General features: G+C 41.1%; 21 protein-coding genes. 8 read left to right on the forward strand and 13 right to left on the reverse strand.

Annotated elements, in window-relative coordinates; genetic code table 11:
* Positions 1-21: 21 nt before the first annotated feature.
* The 3 genes from QT716_RS00145 to QT716_RS00155 are packed head-to-tail and all read left to right on the forward strand — an operon-like array spanning position 22 to position 3670.
* Positions 22-2367 carry a xanthine dehydrogenase family protein molybdopterin-binding subunit gene (locus QT716_RS00145; protein ID WP_317933640.1) on the forward strand — a complete coding sequence of 782 codons (2346 nt, stop codon included), beginning with the start codon at positions 22-24 and terminating at the stop codon, positions 2365-2367.
* The gene (locus QT716_RS00150) at positions 2364-3200 is read left to right on the forward strand and encodes an FAD binding domain-containing protein (protein WP_317933641.1); all 837 of its coding nucleotides are present in this window, start codon (positions 2364-2366) and stop codon (positions 3198-3200) included. The genes QT716_RS00145 and QT716_RS00150 overlap by 4 nt, the downstream gene beginning before the upstream one ends.
* Positions 3197-3670: a (2Fe-2S)-binding protein gene (locus QT716_RS00155; RefSeq protein ID WP_317933642.1), complete on the forward strand. Its 474-nt coding sequence runs from the start codon at positions 3197-3199 to the stop codon at positions 3668-3670. The genes QT716_RS00150 and QT716_RS00155 overlap by 4 nt, the downstream gene beginning before the upstream one ends.
* 49 nt (positions 3671-3719) lie before the next feature.
* Here QT716_RS00155 and QT716_RS00160 read toward each other — a convergent pair whose 3' ends face one another.
* The 3 genes from QT716_RS00160 to QT716_RS00170 all read right to left on the reverse strand — a co-directional run bounded on the left by QT716_RS00160 (position 3720) and on the right by QT716_RS00170 (position 5956).
* Complete coding sequence (locus QT716_RS00160) at positions 3720-4106, reverse strand: hypothetical protein (protein ID WP_317933643.1); 387 nt, start codon at positions 4104-4106, stop codon at positions 3720-3722.
* A gap of 136 nt (positions 4107-4242) precedes the next feature.
* Positions 4243-4695 (reverse strand): hypothetical protein, encoded by a 453-nt coding sequence (locus QT716_RS00165; protein ID WP_317933644.1) that lies wholly within the window; start codon positions 4693-4695, stop codon positions 4243-4245.
* A 163-nt stretch (positions 4696-4858) separates the two neighbouring features.
* A complete protein-coding gene (locus QT716_RS00170) occupies positions 4859-5956 on the reverse strand; it encodes an acyltransferase (protein ID WP_317933645.1) in 1098 nt (365 codons plus the stop codon).
* A gap of 300 nt (positions 5957-6256) precedes the next feature.
* On the opposite strand from QT716_RS00170, the gene QT716_RS00175 reads away from it, so the two are divergent.
* Positions 6257-6478 (forward strand): hypothetical protein, encoded by a 222-nt coding sequence (locus QT716_RS00175; RefSeq protein ID WP_317933646.1) that lies wholly within the window; start codon positions 6257-6259, stop codon positions 6476-6478.
* A gap of 53 nt (positions 6479-6531) precedes the next feature.
* On the opposite strand, the gene opuFB is transcribed toward QT716_RS00175, so the two are convergent.
* The 3 genes from opuFB to QT716_RS00190 all read right to left on the reverse strand — a co-directional run bounded on the left by opuFB (position 6532) and on the right by QT716_RS00190 (position 10492).
* Positions 6532-8049, reverse strand: a complete 1518-nt coding sequence (gene opuFB, locus QT716_RS00180; protein WP_317933647.1) for an osmoprotectant update ABC transporter permease/substrate-binding subunit OpuFB — start codon at positions 8047-8049, stop codon at positions 6532-6534.
* Entirely contained in the window at positions 8046-8996 is a 951-nt protein-coding gene (locus tag QT716_RS00185) for an ABC transporter ATP-binding protein (RefSeq protein ID WP_317933648.1), read from the reverse strand. Before QT716_RS00185 ends, opuFB begins: the two co-directional genes overlap by 4 nt.
* Positions 8997-9127: 131 nt before the next feature.
* Positions 9128-10492 carry an alanine/glycine:cation symporter family protein gene (locus QT716_RS00190; protein WP_317933649.1) on the reverse strand — a complete coding sequence of 455 codons (1365 nt, stop codon included), beginning with the start codon at positions 10490-10492 and terminating at the stop codon, positions 9128-9130.
* 392 nt (positions 10493-10884) lie between these two features.
* Between QT716_RS00190 and QT716_RS00195 the strand changes: the two genes are divergently transcribed.
* Positions 10885-11850: a c-type cytochrome gene (locus QT716_RS00195; RefSeq protein ID WP_317933650.1), complete on the forward strand. Its 966-nt coding sequence runs from the start codon at positions 10885-10887 to the stop codon at positions 11848-11850.
* A gap of 162 nt (positions 11851-12012) precedes the next feature.
* Positions 12013-12984 carry a c-type cytochrome gene (locus tag QT716_RS00200; RefSeq protein WP_317933651.1) on the forward strand — a complete coding sequence of 324 codons (972 nt, stop codon included), beginning with the start codon at positions 12013-12015 and terminating at the stop codon, positions 12982-12984.
* Between the two features lie 57 nt (positions 12985-13041).
* Here the strand turns inward: QT716_RS00200 and QT716_RS00205 are convergent, their stop codons facing one another.
* The 4 genes from QT716_RS00205 to QT716_RS00220 all read right to left on the reverse strand — a co-directional run bounded on the left by QT716_RS00205 (position 13042) and on the right by QT716_RS00220 (position 15935).
* Positions 13042-14235 (reverse strand): alanyl-tRNA editing protein, encoded by a 1194-nt coding sequence (locus QT716_RS00205; RefSeq protein ID WP_317933652.1) that lies wholly within the window; start codon positions 14233-14235, stop codon positions 13042-13044.
* An 85-nt stretch (positions 14236-14320) separates the two neighbouring features.
* A complete protein-coding gene (locus QT716_RS00210; RefSeq protein ID WP_317933653.1) occupies positions 14321-15229 on the reverse strand; it encodes an EamA family transporter in 909 nt (302 codons plus the stop codon).
* A 136-nt stretch (positions 15230-15365) separates the two neighbouring features.
* Complete coding sequence (locus QT716_RS00215; RefSeq protein WP_317933654.1) at positions 15366-15608, reverse strand: hypothetical protein; 243 nt, start codon at positions 15606-15608, stop codon at positions 15366-15368.
* Positions 15609-15629: 21 nt separating this feature from the next.
* The gene (locus tag QT716_RS00220; RefSeq protein WP_317933655.1) at positions 15630-15935 is read right to left on the reverse strand and encodes a DUF3243 family protein; all 306 of its coding nucleotides are present in this window, start codon (positions 15933-15935) and stop codon (positions 15630-15632) included.
* A gap of 157 nt (positions 15936-16092) precedes the next feature.
* On the opposite strand from QT716_RS00220, the gene QT716_RS00225 reads away from it, so the two are divergent.
* On the forward strand, positions 16093-16599 hold the full coding sequence (locus QT716_RS00225) for a general stress protein (RefSeq protein ID WP_317933656.1): 507 nt from the start codon (positions 16093-16095) through the stop codon (positions 16597-16599).
* 96 nt (positions 16600-16695) lie between these two features.
* Here the strand turns inward: QT716_RS00225 and QT716_RS00230 are convergent, their stop codons facing one another.
* The gene (locus QT716_RS00230) at positions 16696-16884 is read right to left on the reverse strand and encodes a CsbD family protein (protein ID WP_317933657.1); all 189 of its coding nucleotides are present in this window, start codon (positions 16882-16884) and stop codon (positions 16696-16698) included.
* Between the two features lie 218 nt (positions 16885-17102).
* On the opposite strand from QT716_RS00230, the gene QT716_RS00235 reads away from it, so the two are divergent.
* The gene (locus QT716_RS00235; RefSeq protein ID WP_317933658.1) at positions 17103-17510 is read left to right on the forward strand and encodes a hypothetical protein; all 408 of its coding nucleotides are present in this window, start codon (positions 17103-17105) and stop codon (positions 17508-17510) included.
* 125 nt (positions 17511-17635) lie between these two features.
* Here QT716_RS00235 and QT716_RS00240 read toward each other — a convergent pair whose 3' ends face one another.
* Both QT716_RS00240 and QT716_RS00245 read right to left on the reverse strand, forming a co-directional pair.
* Positions 17636-17815, reverse strand: a complete 180-nt coding sequence (locus QT716_RS00240; protein WP_317933659.1) for a hypothetical protein — start codon at positions 17813-17815, stop codon at positions 17636-17638.
* 114 nt (positions 17816-17929) lie between these two features.
* Positions 17930-18052, reverse strand: a complete 123-nt coding sequence (locus QT716_RS00245; RefSeq protein WP_317933660.1) for a hypothetical protein — start codon at positions 18050-18052, stop codon at positions 17930-17932.
* Positions 18053-18124 lie beyond the last annotated feature (72 nt).

Consider the following 18124-nt stretch of genomic DNA (forward strand, 5'->3'; position numbering starts at 1 on the left):
TTTTGGGGAGGATTTTAGTAAATGATAAATAAGGTATTTACAACCGTCGGAAAGCCAGAAGGGCGAATTGACGCCGTAGAAAAATCAACGGGAAAAGTTAGATATATAGGGGATTATTCAGTGCCGGGTCTGATGCATGCAAAACTTGTGACAAGTACACAAGCACATGCCCGTATTAAATCCATTGATACGACAGAAGCATGGAAAGTACCAGGAGTTCGCGCCATAGTGACGGGAGAGGTCTTCCCTTATCATATTGGTCCGATTTTGGCCGACCGACCGCCTTTGGCATTTGAAAAAGTAAGATATTACGGCGAACCGGTTGCTATCATTGTGGCAGATCATGAGTACCAGGCGAAGTTAGCAACAACGAAAGTGAAGGTGGAATACGAACCGCTGCCCATTGTGAATTCTGTTCAGCAGGCATTCCAGACTGATGCACCACTCGTCCATGAGAATGCAGGAAGTTATACAAAAATTATCAGCAACGTCTATCCGAAAACTGGAACCAATATCGGCAGTCATATTAAAATTCGTAAAGGGAACTTTGAAGATGCATGGGAAAACTGCGAGGAAACAATTACTGCAGACTATTCATTTAACTTGTCGGATCATGCGGCATTGGAGACAAGAAGTACAAGAGTGGAGATCAATCCCAAGGGGAAAGTGATAGTCCATTCCTGCAGTCAATCTCCTTTTACGATAAAAAAAGTACTCAACCAATTTTTTAATGTTGAAGTAGGAAATGTTTTAGTTCACATCCCGATGATTGGCGGTGCGTTTGGAGGCAAGGGGACGGTTCAGCTAGAACCTTTAGCTTACTTAGCTTCGAAATCAGTCGGGGGTAAGTTAGTGAAACTTGAAATGGATCGGGAAGAAGATATGACGACATCACCTTGTCGTATCGGCCTGGATGCAACGGTTCAGCTTGGGGCAACGAAAGAGGGTAAATTAGTTGCCGGGAAATATACGTATCTACTAGATTCGGGAGCGTATACGGATCAAGCGGCGGGTATCACAAGAGCAGCAGCGTTAGATTGTACAGGTCCCTATGACATCCCGAATGTATGGTGCGATTCCTATTGCGTCTACACAAATCATCCATTTGCTACTTCTTTTAGAGGGTATGGCCACCCCGAACTCACCTTTGCTGTGGAAAGAACAATGGATCAACTGGCTAAACAGTTGCAGATTGACCCTCTTCAACTTCGCATTATTAATGGCATTAAGCCTGGACACACAACACCTACTCAAACGGTACTGACTGCAAACAATATAGGAGACATAGAAAAGTGTATCAACCGTGCAAAAGAACTCATCCATTGGGATGAAGGGCAAAAAACGGTGAGTGGCAAAAACAAGGTACGTTCGAAAGGAATTAGTACGTTCTGGAAAACCTCTACGACGGCAACGAATGCAGAAGCGGGTGCCATTTTGACATTTGAAGCAGATGGAAGTGTGAATTTGAATTGTGCTGCGATAGAGTTAGGGCAAGGGACTAAAACAATTCTAGGACAAATCTTAGCGGAAAAGTTAGGAATGGGAATGGACAAAATCCATGTGACGATGGAAACAAATACACAGTATGATCCACATCAATGGCGAACAGTGGCCAGCAGTTCAACCTTTTTGGCCGGACGTGCGGTTATTTCCGCCGCGGATCATGCTATCGCACAATTGAAGAACACGTCGGCAACCGTATTGCAATGTTCAACAGAGGATTTGGATATTGGCGATGGCAGGGTATTCTTGAAGCCGGATCCTACAAAAGGGGTGGAAATGAAAGACATTTCGTTAGGATATACTTATCCGAGCGGCCATACGATTGGAGGACAAGTGGTGGGCGTTGGAAAGTATATTCAACGGCATTTAACACCCATGGACGAAGAGACAGGCTTCGGAAAACCAGGGCCTTGGTGGTCTGTGGGGGTACAAGCTGTAGAGGTTGAATTGGATACCCGGGATTTCACGTATTCAATTTTAAAAGGTGTTACAGTGCTTGATGGTGGAACTATTATCAACCCGATGACCGCAACTCAACAAATGCGTGGCGGTATGTATATGGGCTTAAGCTACGCAGCTAGTGAAAAGTTTGTTTTTGACGAAAATGGTGTCGTTCAAAATGGGGATCTTCGTACTTACCCAATGCTGCGTTACGGGGAACAGCCAGACCAATACCTTGTTGACTTCATTGAAACCCCAGCAGTTGATGGACCATTTGGTGCTAGAGGAATTGGGGAATATGGAGTTATTGGTGCCCCCGCCTGCTTAGCGAACAGCCTTTCAATCGCAGCGGATGCGGAACTTAACCAATTACCATTAACACCAGAATTCATTTGGAAAGCGAAAGGGGAGTCGGGGTTATGATTGCTTTTGACTTCAAATATTTTAAGCCCGCGACCGCCGAAGAAACGTGTGAAACATGGAATGAGGTACAAAGACAAGGGGAAAAGCCGATGATCTTTTCTGGAGGAACGGAAATTATTACTTTTGCCCGTGTAAATAAGCTGTACACGGATGCGGTTATTGATATTAAAGGAATTAAGGAATGTAATGTGTTGGAGTTACAAGAGAACGAAATAGTGATAGGAGCTGCGGTTTCATTAAACAAGATTACGGATTCAAAACTATTCCCCTTATTGGGGGATACTGTTAAGCAAATTGCAGATCGGACCTCTAGAAATAAAATTACAATTGGAGGGAACATCAATAGTCAATTGATTTATAAGGAGGGTGTTTTACCTCTTTTGTTAGTGGATGCGAAAGTGAAACTAGCAAAAAAGAAAGGAGAAGAGGTAGTTCCCCTTCAGTCCATTTTCGATAAAGAACTGAAAATGGGTCCCGGAGAGATGCTCTTGCAGGTTATCATTAACGCCTCCGCTGTTGACTTGCCCTATGCAAACATTAAACGAACAAAGTTTTCAAAAGTAGGGTATCCAGTCGTTTCAGTAGCTGCCCTCGTAAAAGACAATCAGACTCGTGTTGCTTTCAGCGGAGTTTGCAGTTATCCATTCCGTTCACATGAAGTGGAGACGATACTGAATGATTCAAAACTTACAATTAGTGAAAGAGTAGAAAAGGTAATTGGACATTTATCTTCAGAAATAATCGATGATTTACAAGGGACAAAAGGGTATCGGATCTTTGTGCTAAGGAATATTCTATTGGACATTGCAGAGGAATTGGGTATGGCGGAATGAATGTTAAGAATGGAACGTCTAAAGAACTGATTCAGTTGCATGTGAATGGTGAAACGCATGATGCCGTTACACGGACCGCCGATACCCTTTTGGAAACGCTGCGGGGGCAGCTTGGTTTAACAGGTGCTAAGCGTGCCTGTGAAAATGGGGATTGTGGCGCATGCACTGTACTTGTGAATGGAGAGCCACAACTTTCTTGTTTGTCATTAGCTGTGGAGGCATTTAATCAGCCAATTACAACAATTGAGGGTCTGCTGAATTCGCCAGTTTCTAAAGCCTTTGTAGATCACTGGGCGATTCAATGTGGATTTTGTACCCCTGGGTTTATCGTGAACTGTCATGCTCTTGTTAATACCCATCCGGACGCCGATGATTCACTTATACAGGAATGGCTTCAATCTAATATTTGCAGGTGTACAGGGTACCAAGAAATACGTGATGCAGTGCATTCGTTGTTGAAATCACACTAAAGGGCAAATGAATAAACGTCCATGACAGAGAATGTCATGGACGTTTTCGTTACCCCTTTTTGAAACTGTTATTATCGCCATTTAAAGATTGGATAAGTTGAAGCGTTTGTGCAGCTTGCTCAATTTGTTGTTGGACTTGCTCCAATTGCTGCTGTTCGGCTGTGGTGGATTGAGTAATCGCGATGCCTTGCATGTAATTAATTTGTTGGATGGCTTGTTGTAGCTGCTGTTGGGCTTGTTTCAAGTTTGCCAAATCATCCATGACTGTCATTTGCTGAATAAGCTGCACAGCTTGATGCATCGCCTGCATGGCTTGCTTCTTTTTGACATCAAATTTTTGTTCCGTTTGCGTTTGGTTTTCCTTTAGTTGCTGTTGTTGCTGTTTAATCTGTTGTTCCTTGTAGCTCTGACCTGATGTATTACTTTTCATTGTCATACTAACGGCTCCTAACTATAGTTTAATAATCGCTATCATTAGTGTGCCCTAACTTGAAAGTATTATGAAAAGGTTTGTCATCAAGTTAACAATTGTAAATATAGAATGGTGCTGATCTGAAAACTAAGCTTAAGTCTTATTTTTTGATGTCTATAAACACAGCTTTCATGATAGGGATGTTTTGTTCGTCCATATCGGTATAGCTTCCATATACAGTCACCAAAGTGCCTTCTGGAATTTCTGTGCGTTCACCTAAACGAAGGTCGTCCACCCATAGAACTTCTTCATCTGAATCCTTCACATCGCTCTTCAGTCCGTACTGCCCCTCTTCTATGGCAAACACAGTGCCAGTGAACTTTACTTTCTTATTGGCAGGAACATCCCCAGTTGCGATAGCTTCATAATCGACTTCAGCAGAATCTTCTTTTAAGCCTTCTTCTAGGGAAACTTGGTCGTTAGCTGAGTCGGATTTTGCCGATTCAGATACTGATGAACTTTTATCGGAATCTGAAGTGTTTTCAGATTTACTTGCATCACTGCACGCCGCAAGCGTTAAACCCGCTAGTAGTAAAATGAATATTTTTTTCATTTATATCGCCTCCATTGTTTATGATAATCAATTCCGTGTAAAAAGAAAACTGAGGACTTGAATATGAATAAAAAAAACCTGAGAAGATGTACTCTTCACAGGTAATTCAAAACCACAAGTATCCAATTTGTGGGCCATGTGCCTATGAATGATCGTACATACGCTACTCTTTAATTTGCCAGAACAGTTTTGCGTTCTTCGGTAACTTTCCAAAAATAAAGCTCGCAAAAGGTACGAAACGATGGAAAAACCAGATAATGAGATAACACAGAATGACTGTAATGACGTATTGTAAAAGTATAGTGATGTGAAAGGACATCGGAGTTCCGCGTGTCGGTAAATACTTCATCACTTGGAATAGAACGAGTGGGTGCATTAAGTAAAAACCGAACGAATAGTACGCAATGCTGCGCATGCGATGAACGGACTTTTGACTAGACCACTTCACTAGATATTCTGCAAAGTAGAAGAAGAACAAGCTACCAATCACTTTGAACAAAATCGATGTCATTTTATAAAAGTCATCATCAATTGGCAATCGATCGAAGTATGTATTACGGTATCGAATGAAGACATACGTCAGTCCGAATAGCAGACTGGTCACCCCGGCGAGCAGCATCTTCTTTTTTGACATTTTCTCTTTGACAGTCTCGTAGTGAACCCCAATCCATGCACCCAGCATATACGAGCCTATAAAGCTGAGCATCAAAGGTACTTTGACGTAGTGGGTATGCATCGTAAATTGGAAATATCCAAATTCGGCAAGAATCCCGAATAGCCACAAGTATTTCCGGAAAAAAGTAAACTTCCTCACCAGCATCATTAGTAAGGGGAATACTAAATAGAACTGTACGACGATAAATATGAAATAGAGTTGATACTTACTTTCCCCAAATAACATTCTGTGAAGGATATCCGACAAAACAAGCGGCCGATCCTGGTAGTGCCACATTTCAACTTCATATATTAAAGACCAGACAACATACGGGATTAAAATATAGGTAACACGTTTTTTCCAATACGAAAGAAGAACGTCTTTTGTAAAAGGACGGTCTCGATACATATAAAAAAATACAATACCCATGATCATGACAAACATGCCGCCCTCAACCCGTACAATATTATTCAGAAAAAAGTAGAATGTATTCTGAATGGAAGGAGCAGGGAACAAGTGCCGGTATTGAGCTGTTGTATGCACGAGAACCACGAACAACATTGCAAAAAACCGCACATAATAAATGGAAGCAATTTCTTTTTTCATTGAAAATCATTCCTTTACCGGCTTAAAATCTAATTAAATGACAGTATACCGTATAAACCGAATGAATCGCAAAGGTGTCCCAGTTGTACAAAAATTAGTTAACATATTTATTAAATTTCCATGAGTCATCATATTCGGGAAAGCTTTTATCCAAATAGGTTATAAATTTTGTCTTATTATGAAGTTGACCGATAGGAACCATCATAAGAGGCATCAAATGAGCAGGCGGTACTATAGGGGAAGTAGGAATGTTATGATGAGTGAGTAATAATTTAAAAAGAAAGTGAAAGAAGGAATACTATGTTAGGATCAGGGATTATTATCGTATTAAAGATGCTTTTGCCCTTCATTGTTATTATATTTTCCTTGTCGGCTGCACTAAAGGCATTGAGAGGATATGAAAACAAGTCAAAGAAAAAACTAGAGGTAGAACGAAAGAAAACTGCTAAACTACAAAAGACGATTGATAAACAAAATGTCCGGCTAGATAAGCTGGAGCAGACTAAAACGGATGAAAATTAACGGGGAATCCATCCCATAGAAAAAGGGACTGCCACAGCAGTCCCTATTTTAATTCACTTCAATAGTCCCGCATTCTCTAAAAACTCTCGTGCCACGTCTTCTGCGTTTTCACCATCCGAATTGACACGGAAATTCATATCCCGCATTTCATCGTCCGTGACTTTATCAGATAACTTATTCAACACGTCTTCTAGTTCTGGATAGTTCTTTAGCGTTTTTTTCAGCAGCAGAGGAGCACCTTGGTATGGCGGGAAAAGTTCCTGATCATCTTCAAGTACTGTCATATCGTACTCTTTCAACTCGCTGTCCGTCGAATACGCATCCATTAAGTTAATGTCGCCTGTTTCAATTGCTTGATATCTCAATTTAGGCTCCATTGTTTTAACAGAAGGGAAGTCTAACTTATATAGCTTTTGAATTCCTTTGTAGCCATCTTCTCTGTCATTGAACTCTAGAGTGAAACCGGCTTTTACATTTGCTTCAACAGAGCCTAAATCTGAAATTGTTTTCACACCCGTCTGTTCTGCAAACTGCTTTGAAATTGCCAATGTATACGTATTATTATATGACATCGGAGGCAGTAACGTCATATCGAATTGTTCTGATAGGCCATCGCGGGCTTGTTCATATACTTCCTTTCGATCATTGCTGACGGCCTCTTCTTTTAGAAACTCAGAAAGTGCTGTACCAGTAAACTCTGGGTACATGTCAATGCTTCCTGATTTCAATGCGTTGAAAACGAATGATGTTTTCCCAAGACCAGGTTTTAGTTCAACCGTTAAGTCGGTTTCGTCTTCAATTAGTAACTTATACATATTAATGAGAATTTCTGGTTCTGCCCCTAGTTTTGCGCCGATGACAAATTGTTTATTCGAGCGGCCCGAAAGGAAAGGGAATATAATCACCAGCAACGCAACAATGAAAAAGATAATGAGAGCTGTCGCTGCTTTTTTAAATGAAAGACCTTCAAACTTCTTCAACAAAAAGTCGAATGCAAGCGCTAGAAGTGCTGCAGGAATTGCACCAAGTACAATGAGTGAAGGATTATTACGATCAATACCTAGTAATATCAGGTCACCCAGCCCACCTGCGCCAATGAGTGCTGCAAGTGTTGCTGTACCTACGATTAACACCATTGATGTACGAATTCCAGCCATAATGACAGGCATTGCGAGTGGCAATTCGACTTTAGTCAGCCGCTTCCAGGTGGTCATACCCATTGCAGTTGCTGCTTCTTTTAAAGAAGGATCCACTTCTTTAATGCCAGTATACGTATTACGTAAAATTGGAAGCAGCGCATACGCTACGAGTGCGATAATGGCAGGTACTTTTCCAATTCCAAGGAGTGGAATAAGCAGGCCAAGCAATGCAAGTGAAGGGATCGTCTGTAAAACTGCACTCGCTCCGATGACGCTTTCAGCAATTCTTTGCTTATTCGTCAAGTAAATTCCAAGAGGAATAGAAATGAGGACTGCAAATACTAAAGCGATTAAAGAGATTTGAATATGTTCTAATAACGCACTTGCTAGCTCGCTTTTACGATCTTGAAAAACATCAAAAAAGTGACTCATCCTGCAGCCGTCCTTTCTTTCTCATGTGCAGCTAAGAAGGTGAGCACAGTTTCACGAGTTAATGTACCAACGATTTCCCCATTTTCTTGGATTGCGACGATATCGGATAGGAGTAACGCATCCAGTACAGCACTCCACCCCGCGTCTATTGCGAGTGTGGGGATGTCTTGACGAAAAGGCGTGTGTGTCGATTCCATATGATCTTTGACAACGAAGGGCTGTGGGCCGTTGGTGCCGATGAACTGTTGGACAAATGGCGTGGCTGGAGCAGCGGTTATTTCCTCAGGCGTGCCAAGCTGCTCAACTTTTCCATCCTTCATAATACAAATCCTGTCGCCAAGCTTTATCGCTTCTTGAATATCGTGTGTAACAAACACAATTGTTTTTTGAATCGTCTTTTGTAAATGTAATAAGTCTTCCTGTAACTTCGATCGGCTTATTGGATCCAATGCGCTGAACGGTTCATCCATCAGCACAATATCTGGATCGGCCGCAAGAGCTCTTACTACACCGACTCTTTGCTGCTGACCGCCGGACAATTCACTGGGCTTTCTGCCTCTATAGGTTTCAGGATCGAGACCAGCCATATGAAGCAATTCGGTTACACGTTCGCGTGTGCGCTCTTTTTTCCAATGTTTTAGCTCAGGTACGATTGAGATGTTTTCTTCAATCGTCATATGCGGGAACAAAGCGATTTGTTGAAGGACATACCCAATTTGCCAGCGCAATTCATGAATGGAGTACTCGCTAATCTTCTTATCTTGGATGCGTATTGTCCCGTCTGACAAGGGAATCAATCGATTAATCATCTTTAACGTGGTCGTTTTCCCACATCCGCTTGGTCCAATGAGGACAAAAAATTCGCCTCGTTCAATCTTAAAATTCACATCCTCCACAACGTTTGTTTTCCCATCATAAGACTTGGTCACGTTTTCAAATTGAATCATTGGCTCGGTTCCCTCGTTTCTATCGCATTAAGTACATCTGCTTTTTAAATTAGTGGTTCTTTATTCATATATCCTAATCTACATATAAAAAACCTCCAGCTTACCCACACTGGAGGAATTGTTAGTTGTTTTTATTTCTTTCGTTCTAATGGATAAAAGTTTGTAAAGTAATCTTTTGTCACTTCTCGAACTTTGCCACTTAAGAAAAGAACAGCAATTACGTTAGGAATAACAACGATTGCTAACAGCAGATCGAGGAACTCCCAAACGAATTTCAATCCGCCCACAGCACCCACTACAATTGCCAGTAGGTAGACCATGCGCATAACTTTGGATGCGCCTGTGCCAAATAAAAATTCTGCTTGTTTTTCACCATAATAGATAATTACGACGACTGTGGTAATGACAAATAAGAATAAGACAATCGAAATAATAATACCTGAAACAGTCGAGCCAAATACTGTGCTATATGCTTCTGTCACCATAGAGGATGCATTGTCTGCATCGATTACTTTCCATACACCTGTTGTTAAAATTACAAGAGCAGTCATAGTACAGACAATGAGAGTGTCGACGATAACTTCAAATACTCCCCAAAATCCTTGTTTGGCGGGGTGGTTGTTCACTGCAGCTGCATGGGCAATCGGAGCAGTACCAATTCCTGCTTCGTTTGAATAGAGTCCGCGTGCCAGCCCCCATCGAATGGCAGCGGCTACTCCCGCTCCTGCAAATCCCCCAGCGGCGGATAAAGGTTGGAACGCATATTCAAAGATCAGTCCAAAAGCAGCAGGAATTTCTGTAAAGTTAAACGCGATTACAATAAGTGCGGAGACAATATACACTACGACCATTGAAGGAATCAGTTTCTCAGTCACTCGACCAATCGTTTTTATTCCACCAAAAGCGACCAATGCAACGAGTACCGCTACGAGAATGCCAGTCACTAAAGGAGGCAGCCCAAACGAACCCTCGATCGTCGTTGCGATCGAATTAGATTGGACCATTGTACTGGCGATAATTTCAATCATAAGTGCAAATGCAAATACATACGCAACTTTTTTCCAGCCCAGCCCTTTTTTAATATAATACATCGGTCCCCCAACGTATTCTCCTGCTGTATTTTTTTCCCGATATTTAATCCCTAGTACAACTTCAGAATACTTCGTTCCAATCCCGATAAGTGCAACCAGCCACATCCAAAAAATTGCCCCTGGACCGCCAAGTGCTATTGCGACAGGAACACCCACAATGTTGGCTGCTCCCATTGTAGATGCTAGTGCGGAAGTCGTCGCTTGAAAAGGTGTTAATGTCCCATCACCAGAGCCTTTTGACAACATCTTTCCAAATGTCTGATGAAGAATGTGAGGCATGTACCTGAATTGGAAAAACCCTAATTGGATTGTCAGAAATAATCCTCCACCAATTAAAAGTATAATAATTGGCATTCCCCATAAAAAATCTGAAACGTTTCCGACCCATTTTGTAAGTGCATCCATACATTACATCCCCTTTGAGTACTTGAAGTTTTCATTCTATAAAAGTAGCCAATATAAAATTGTCTAACGGATTAATTGTTATATTAGTTAAACAATTAATAGGTTGTCAACAATTTGTATATAACGGAATACACAGTTAATTATAAGGTTTTATTATAAGCTAATAATAATAAACTATTGTAATCATCATATTGATAACAAAGTATTGTATAACTTTTTAATCATTTCCCTTTAAAAGGGTTTAATAGAGATTGTCGAGGGAAGAGAATTGTGCGTGTTGTTTGAAAAAATATAGACAATTGTTACATAAATCTGTTGAAAAGCTTAAAGAAAATAATCTAGAAATATGCAAGAAATGAATCATTCATAAGAAGTTTGGAAGGAGGGGCATAGTGAAAAACAAATCAACAGTAGTTTTAGGAATTTTGGCCATTATCGGGGCAGTCACCATATTTGTTATGGCGAATGAATTAAAAGAAAGTAAAAAGAATCAGCAGGCGATTGCAAATGGAGACATTGAAGAGGTATTGGAAGATATCGATATCGCGCATAATCCGCCTGCAATCGAGGATGTACCGGAAGGACCTGAGGGGGAAGCCATTAAAAGAGGATACGCGCTTATGATGGATACATCAAACGAATTACGAAAAAAAGCGCAGGCAAATGATGGCGAGGAAGTTATGAGTCAGTTAGCATGTACGAGCTGTCATGCGGGTGCTGGCTTGGATGAGAACGTATCCTCATTAGTTGGTGTGACGACGAAATATCCTAAATATCGATCCCGGAATAACAAAATTGCAACGATTGAAGATCGTATTAATGGGTGTATGGTGCGCAGTATGAACTACGTTGAATTTGAAGAAGACGATGAAGATTTAAGTGCAATGGCGGCCTACTTATCTTACATTTCTAAAGGAGTTCCACAAGGAGCGGATTTGCCGTGGTTAGGGAAAAATGAAGTAGATGAAGTACCGATTCCGAATGTTGACAAAGGGAATGCCATTTTTCAGCAATCTTGTGTTGCCTGTCATGCGACAGACGGGGCAGGATCAGGTCCAACTACCGGTCCCGCACTTTGGGGTGATGGGTCATTCAACGACGGGGCAGGGATGGGCAGAATGTCAAAAATGACAGGCTTCGTTCAAAAGAATATGCCATTAACAGATCCGGGGTCACTGACGATTCAAGAAGCAGCAGATGTGTCGGCATTCATTCTCTCTCAAGAGCGGCCAGAATTTAAGGACAGCGCCAATGATTGGCCAGACGGCGATGGACCTAAAGACATTATGAACAAAGAAAAACAGCAGCAGGTAAAGGATGGTACAATCGATTGGGAAAAAGTTCTTAGTCACAAATAATACAACACACTCATACGGTAGATCCTGTGAGTGCTTTTCTGTGTGGTGGACCTTTTTAGGGGAACTAAGGGGTTTCCCTATTTCGAGGGGGATTGTTTTAATGCCATATCTTTGTGTTTAAAGGTTTGGTACCATGGTCTCAAAAGGAAGGGGTAAATAAAAATGAGAAAAACATCAACTTTAGTACTACCTGTATTAGTGGCAATTTTTGCCCTCACAATCGTCCTAATGTCTTTCCAACTAAAAACAAACAAAGCATCCGAAGCTGAAGATATCACTGAAGTGGCCCAGCCTGAAGGGACGGGGAATGGAGAAATAGCGCACAATCCACCGTCTATGGATGACGTGCCGGACGGGGAACTTGGTGAAGCGATTACACGTGGATATGAATTAGTGAATGACACATCTACTGTATTGCGGGGAGAAGCCGCAACAGCTGAAGATGGAGAAAAGCTAGTCAATGAACTTTCATGTACTAGTTGTCACGCAGGCGCAGGCTTAGACAGTGAAGTTTCTTCACTTGTCGGAATGTCTGCCGTATATCCTATGTATATCGGCCGCTCTGGTAAAATTGTTTCGTTAGAGGACCGCATCAATGGTTGTATGGTACGAAGCATGAACGGTACAAAGTTTGAAAGCGATGATCCAGATTTAAAAGCTATGGTTGCGTATATGACATACATCTCTGAAGGAATTCCTGTAGGCGCTGAGCTGCCTTGGAGACATCAGAATAGTGTAGACGACATGCCGATTCCAAGTCTTGCGGATGGAGAAAAGGTGTATCAGCAATCTTGTGCAACATGTCACGCAGATGATGGCAGTGGAACTGGCTCAAACACTGGTCCAACTTTATGGGGAGAAGGGTCCTTTAACGATGGTGCAGGAATTGCACGCCTGACAAAAATGGCGGGCTATATTCACAACAACATGCCTGTAGGAAACCCTGGAAGTCTCTCCGAACAAGAAGTTGCGGACGTTTCAGCATTCATTCTGTCACAAGATCGTCCTGAATTTGCTCACCACGATACAGATTGGCCGGAAGGCGGCCGTCCTAGTGATTCTATGACAAAAGAACGCCGTGATGAAATCAAAGCAGGTACAATTGATTGGGAAGCAGTTATCGGAAAGAAATAAGCAAAAGAAACTCCTCCTCTTTGTGGAAATCACAAAGAGGAGGAGTTTCTTTTTACTTTAAGCATGAACAGGAATGGAACGTTCGAGCAACTGCAAAAGCTCTTCCGCTGAAATAAGCCGTTCGCCTCCGCCTTGCACAGTAGACGCCGAGCCACCGCCCTTACCTTCAATAACAGGCAGTGCAATGGATGAAACAGTTCTCATGTCAGGTGTGAGTGTGTTCGTTCGAGACGCAACGAACTGTAATTTTTCTCCGTCATCGGAAACGAGTAAAACTATTGCCTGATTCCGCAGAGCAAGCGTTTTACGGGCAAGTTTTTGTAATTCTTGCATGGATCGATTTGTATACGTTTTTCGTATAATCGTGGACTTTTCTTCAGCAAGTATGGTTGCTTCCACATCAAGTAATTGTTCTTTTACTCCGTCCAGCTGTTTCTCGAGTGTGCGCTGTGTTTCGAGTAATTGTTGTGTTGCTTCTGCTGCATGATCCATTGGCGCACTCAGTTGCTTCGCAACGTCTGATAATTCATGGTAGACACTTCCTAGGGTATCTAGAACACGCTTTCCACATACAAAGTGAACACGTGTATTCTTTTTTTGCTTTTCTGTGGACAGTATTTTGATAGATCCGATTTGTCCGGTAGAACTCGGGTGTGTCCCACCGCAGCCATTTGTATCGAATTCCGGTATAATTACAAGTCTGATTTCTTCGTCCACACTCACTTGTTTCCGAAGAGAATAAGCGGATAACTCATCTTTCGTAATCCATTTCTGTTCAATGAGGCGGTTTTCCAAAATGATTTCATTGGCAAGTGACTCTGCAGCCTGCAGCTCGTCCGCTGAAATCGATTCTGTGGCTAAGTCGATTGTGACGATTTCACGGCCAAGATGGAAGCTGACAGTGGGGTAGCCGTACAGCTCTACGAAAGCGGCTGTTAAAATGTGTTGTCCGGTATGTTGTTGCATATGGTCAAAACGTCGCTTCCAGTCAACTTCAGCAGAAACCGTACCAATAGATGGTAGTGGACTTTCTAGATAATGACGAATTTCTCCATCTACTTCTTCTACATCGACAACTGCGATGGTCGCGATATATCCAGTGTCATGAGGTTGACCTCCTCCAGTTGGATAAAATGCTGTATTCTCAAGGACCGCAAAAGGACGTCCGTGGTCATCGACAGCTTGCTGTTTCACCACGGTGGTGAAACTTATTTGGTAGGGGTCTTGATAATATAGGCGATCTTTTAACATAATTGAAATCCTCCCTGTAGAAAAAATTTTCATTTCATTCATTGTACGAGTTCAGTCTTCAGTATGCAAAAACGTCTGGATTGCATTAGTGCAATTCAGACGTTTTGTATTTATTATGATTTAGTCGTCGTTGTTCTAGAGAAGGCAATGTCATACCGATTAATATAATGAAAATTCCGATCACCTGAATGAAAGTGATGTGCTCACCAACTAAAATAACAGAAGCAGTCATCGCTACTGGAAGTTCCATGGCACTAAGAATAGACGTCATTGCTGTACCTACTTTTGGTACAGCGATTGAAAAAAGATAAATAGGAATGATAATCCCAAATAATCCAAGGACTAGTCCATATATCAAAAGGCTGCTTGTAAACAATTGTCCACTCCAAACAATTTCAGGTGATTGGAAAAACAGAATAACAATTGCTGCAAATAATGAAGTGAATAATAGGCGAGTTGTGGTATCCATTCCTTCAACGGCTTTTTGATTAGCCATCACGAAGGATGCAAAACTGGTTGCAGAAGCAAGTCCGAATGCCCATCCTTGCCAAGGGATACCGCTTAAATCGACATTTAAGATACCCGCAGCGAAAACTGTTCCTGTGAATAAAAAGACAAGTGAAAACACCTCTATGCGCTTTGGAAGGCGTCGTGAAGCGATACAGTCAAAAAGCATACCAATCCATGTGAATTGAAAAAGCATAACGACTGCAAGTGAAGCGGGCATATATTCTACCGTTTTACCGTAAACGATTCCTGTTAAAGCTGTAAAAAATCCTGCGAGTATCAGTGTCCAACCCCCGCCAAAACGTGGCCGGCTATGTCGAATGACGAGATATAGTAATAAAGCTATTAAAAAGCCTATAAAGTATTGACTAGTAACCGCTTGAGAAGCTGTATAACCATCTTTTATGGCCAATTTAACAATTGAAGACAGAATCCCGTAACTACTTGAAGCAATGATGACTAGCAGCGGATATATCCAAAGTTTCATAATGTATTTCCTCCTAAGCGAATTAGTATACCACGCTAGGAACGGTTTTACTATATAGATGTCAGACCTCTTAATATTTCCCGGGAAATGAACATAAACAAAAGACACCTTCATTAAGCAAGGTGTCTTCGTTTACTTATCTGCCTTCATACTTTTCTTCGCTGGAAGATTGGTCTTTAGATTTTCTGTGGTTTTCAGGCTTCTCTTCTTCCCATTCCATACGAGTATCTTCTACTGGAATTGCGTCTACGGTCTGCATATCTTCATGCATATCGAAAAGGGACTCTTTGTCAGTTTTGATACCTTCTGGATTGTCCATGTGTGGTTCGATTACTTTTTTTCGATCTTCTGATGTGAAAGATTTCTTGTTGTCTTCCATATGTGGTTCCTCCTTTAGGAGTTACTCCGCTTTGACGAGTTTTAGCAAGAGACTGGACAGTGCTTGTTGCTCTTCTTTATCTCCGACTTTCCAAAGTTCCTGGAGTACATATTGCTCGCGATTTTTTGGTTCCTCGTGTTTAGCAAGATAACTTGCTACAAATTCTGCTGCCTTCGTCATTTGTTCTTCGCTAAGTCCAAGTTTTTCACCTTTAGATACTTTGTCCGAGAGATATTCTTTGAATCGACTGAAATTCTGTAAAATATCTTCTTTCTTTTCACTGTCCATTTTGTTCAGTTCACTTTCAACTTTGCCTTTAACGTCCATAGGAAGTGTTCACTCCTTCTGCTTGATACTTACAGTATTGACTTATTAACGGAAATATAAACATTAATTAAATAATTGTTTCTAAAAGCTATAAATTGGGGAATAGATAGTACTAAAAGAATCAGCTATCAAAATTAAAAAAGGAAGTGAATCGACAATGAAACAGAAACGGTATGTTGGCACATTCCATTCCATAGACAATGTGCTAGTCAAAATTACAGAACTTAAATCGCTGGCTTATACAAAAGATGAGATTTTTGCAGTGTCGAATTCAGATGATAATGATCGTATGTTAGAGAATCAGACAGACATCGTATTAGCAACAAAAGAACAAGATAGCTTCTTTGGTCGTTTAAAGTTCTTCTTCACTGATGACCAACCGGCAAAAGAGGCATTTGAGCAACTTGGCTTTAATGAACAGCAAACTCAGGCATTCTATAATGAGGTCAAGGATGGCGGGGTCGCTTTGTTCGTGTTAGATGACCCAAAATCACCAAGATATACTCTGTCAGAGGAAACACAAAGCCCACCAGAAGTGGCGGAGTCGGACAGTGCAAGTGAACTTTCAAATAGTGGTGCTACGCTTGAAAATGCAGATGAGGAAGAAGTAAAAGTAGATGAAAACGCAGGAAGATATCCACGGGTCAACACAAATAATCTATAATTAAAAGCCGACTTTCATAAAGTCGGCTTTTAATTGGAAAAAGATTGAACGGATGTCGATGTGGCATGGACATCCGTTCAACCTTTTTTATTTGTCTTAGTGACGATCGTGATCGTCTTTCATGTCACCAATTTTTTCTTGTACTTCGCCTTTAGCTTTATCCCATTTACCTTCTGCCTGTTTCGATGCATCTCCGGTCGCATTACCATACTGGTCTTTTGCTTCGCCCTTAGCTTTATTGACGGCACCTTTTACTTTGTCAGAAAAACCTTTGTCTTCACTCATTCAAAAAACCTCCTATAAGTTGATAGTGATTTTATACCCCTATGTACAATAGGTTAAACACAGTAAAGTAAGGGGTATAGATATTACCGACTAATAAGATAACAAGATAATAAGGCTTCACTCTCAACTGACAAATAGGTCGATTCATGTCTTTTGAAAAATCTACTTTGTTTGTATACTGAAAGAAAGAGAGTCACGAATTCCTCGGAGGTGATGAGATGATTCGCAGAGGGAGATTTGCGCGTTGGAAGGAAAAAGAGTACGAAATCAGTTCTAGAAACAAACAAATTTATTTAATGACCAAAAATATATCAGAGATTGAGAATGGCTTTTCTAAAATGGGGGGATCCAAAGACTCATTGTTTCGTGCAGTTAATGTAAATGAGTTGGACGATGCTTACGAAATTGTTCCCTATGCAATTTTAGAAGGATATCGATTTGCTGTAGAAACGATTGATTCTTCTACTGGAATGACGAAACTTGTCACTAACAATACATTTGCAGCTAAGAAGATCGAATTACAACCTTACGGAACTGATGAATATATGATAGAAATACCAATTCAAAGTATTTGTTTAAAAGAGGATCGTATCCCTATTTTAGGATTTGAAAATCGATTTGTCTAAAAACAGTCAGTTCCTAAGGGAATTGACTGTTTTTTTAGAAGGCAGACTGGATACTTCTATGTGATGGCAAACAAAAAAATGCTCTCGAAATCGAGAGCATTTTGTACTGATTTGTTGGTAAAAACTTAGTTGTCAAAAACACTTTTACTGTGACCGGAATGATCGGTTTCTTTTTTCTTATCCCCGCGCATGGGTGTGTTAGCAAAGTCATCAAATTGCTTAGACAGTTTGTCACGTGCATCTTTATTGCGCATGAGATAGGCAGCACCGAAACCGATTGCTGCAAGTGCTAGTTTTTTCTTCACGTGGATAGCCTCCTTAAAAAAAGTGTAGTATGTATTTAATTCCCCAAATTTAAGGAAAACAAACAAGTAGCCGGAATTTACTCCCGGCTACTTGTAACGAACCTAGAGCAGAGCTTATTTGGTTGAACTGCTTCCTGCGAATGAGTCAAGCTGTTTCATCATCTTATTCCTGGATTCTTCATTGCGCATTAGATACGCAACCCCAAGACCGAGAGCCACTAGTGCTGTCTTTTTCATAACGAAACATACCTCCTCATTAACATTCGATTCCCGCATAGCTTGCCCACTTTCGAGAAAAACATACAAAAA

It is taken from the genome of Sporosarcina aquimarina (assembly GCF_033253705.1).
Classification (GTDB): Bacteria; Bacillota; Bacilli; order Bacillales_A; family Planococcaceae; genus Sporosarcina; species Sporosarcina aquimarina.

Coding starts and splice junctions, on each gene's coding strand:
- QT716_RS00145 (WP_317933640.1), top strand. CDS start 22: ATGATAAATAAGGTATTTACAACCGTCGGAAAGCCAGAAGGGCGAATT.
- QT716_RS00150 (WP_317933641.1), top strand. CDS start 2,364: ATGATTGCTTTTGACTTCAAATATTTTAAGCCCGCGACCGCCGAAGAA.
- QT716_RS00155 (WP_317933642.1), top strand. CDS start 3,197: ATGAATGTTAAGAATGGAACGTCTAAAGAACTGATTCAGTTGCATGTG.
- QT716_RS00160 (WP_317933643.1), bottom strand. CDS start 4,106: ATGACAATGAAAAGTAATACATCAGGTCAGAGCTACAAGGAACAACAG.
- QT716_RS00165 (WP_317933644.1), bottom strand. CDS start 4,695: ATGAAAAAAATATTCATTTTACTACTAGCGGGTTTAACGCTTGCGGCG.
- QT716_RS00170 (WP_317933645.1), bottom strand. CDS start 5,956: ATGAAAAAAGAAATTGCTTCCATTTATTATGTGCGGTTTTTTGCAATG.
- QT716_RS00175 (WP_317933646.1), top strand. CDS start 6,257: ATGTTAGGATCAGGGATTATTATCGTATTAAAGATGCTTTTGCCCTTC.
- opuFB (WP_317933647.1), bottom strand. CDS start 8,049: ATGAGTCACTTTTTTGATGTTTTTCAAGATCGTAAAAGCGAGCTAGCA.
- QT716_RS00185 (WP_317933648.1), bottom strand. CDS start 8,996: ATGATTCAATTTGAAAACGTGACCAAGTCTTATGATGGGAAAACAAAC.
- QT716_RS00190 (WP_317933649.1), bottom strand. CDS start 10,492: ATGGATGCACTTACAAAATGGGTCGGAAACGTTTCAGATTTTTTATGG.
- QT716_RS00200 (WP_317933651.1), top strand. CDS start 12,013: ATGAGAAAAACATCAACTTTAGTACTACCTGTATTAGTGGCAATTTTT.
- QT716_RS00205 (WP_317933652.1), bottom strand. CDS start 14,235: ATGTTAAAAGATCGCCTATATTATCAAGACCCCTACCAAATAAGTTTC.
- QT716_RS00210 (WP_317933653.1), bottom strand. CDS start 15,229: ATGAAACTTTGGATATATCCGCTGCTAGTCATCATTGCTTCAAGTAGT.
- QT716_RS00215 (WP_317933654.1), bottom strand. CDS start 15,608: ATGGAAGACAACAAGAAATCTTTCACATCAGAAGATCGAAAAAAAGTA.
- QT716_RS00220 (WP_317933655.1), bottom strand. CDS start 15,935: ATGGACGTTAAAGGCAAAGTTGAAAGTGAACTGAACAAAATGGACAGT.
- QT716_RS00225 (WP_317933656.1), top strand. CDS start 16,093: ATGAAACAGAAACGGTATGTTGGCACATTCCATTCCATAGACAATGTG.
- QT716_RS00230 (WP_317933657.1), bottom strand. CDS start 16,884: ATGAGTGAAGACAAAGGTTTTTCTGACAAAGTAAAAGGTGCCGTCAAT.
- QT716_RS00235 (WP_317933658.1), top strand. CDS start 17,103: ATGATTCGCAGAGGGAGATTTGCGCGTTGGAAGGAAAAAGAGTACGAA.
- QT716_RS00245 (WP_317933660.1), bottom strand. CDS start 18,052: ATGAAAAAGACAGCACTAGTGGCTCTCGGTCTTGGGGTTGCGTATCTA.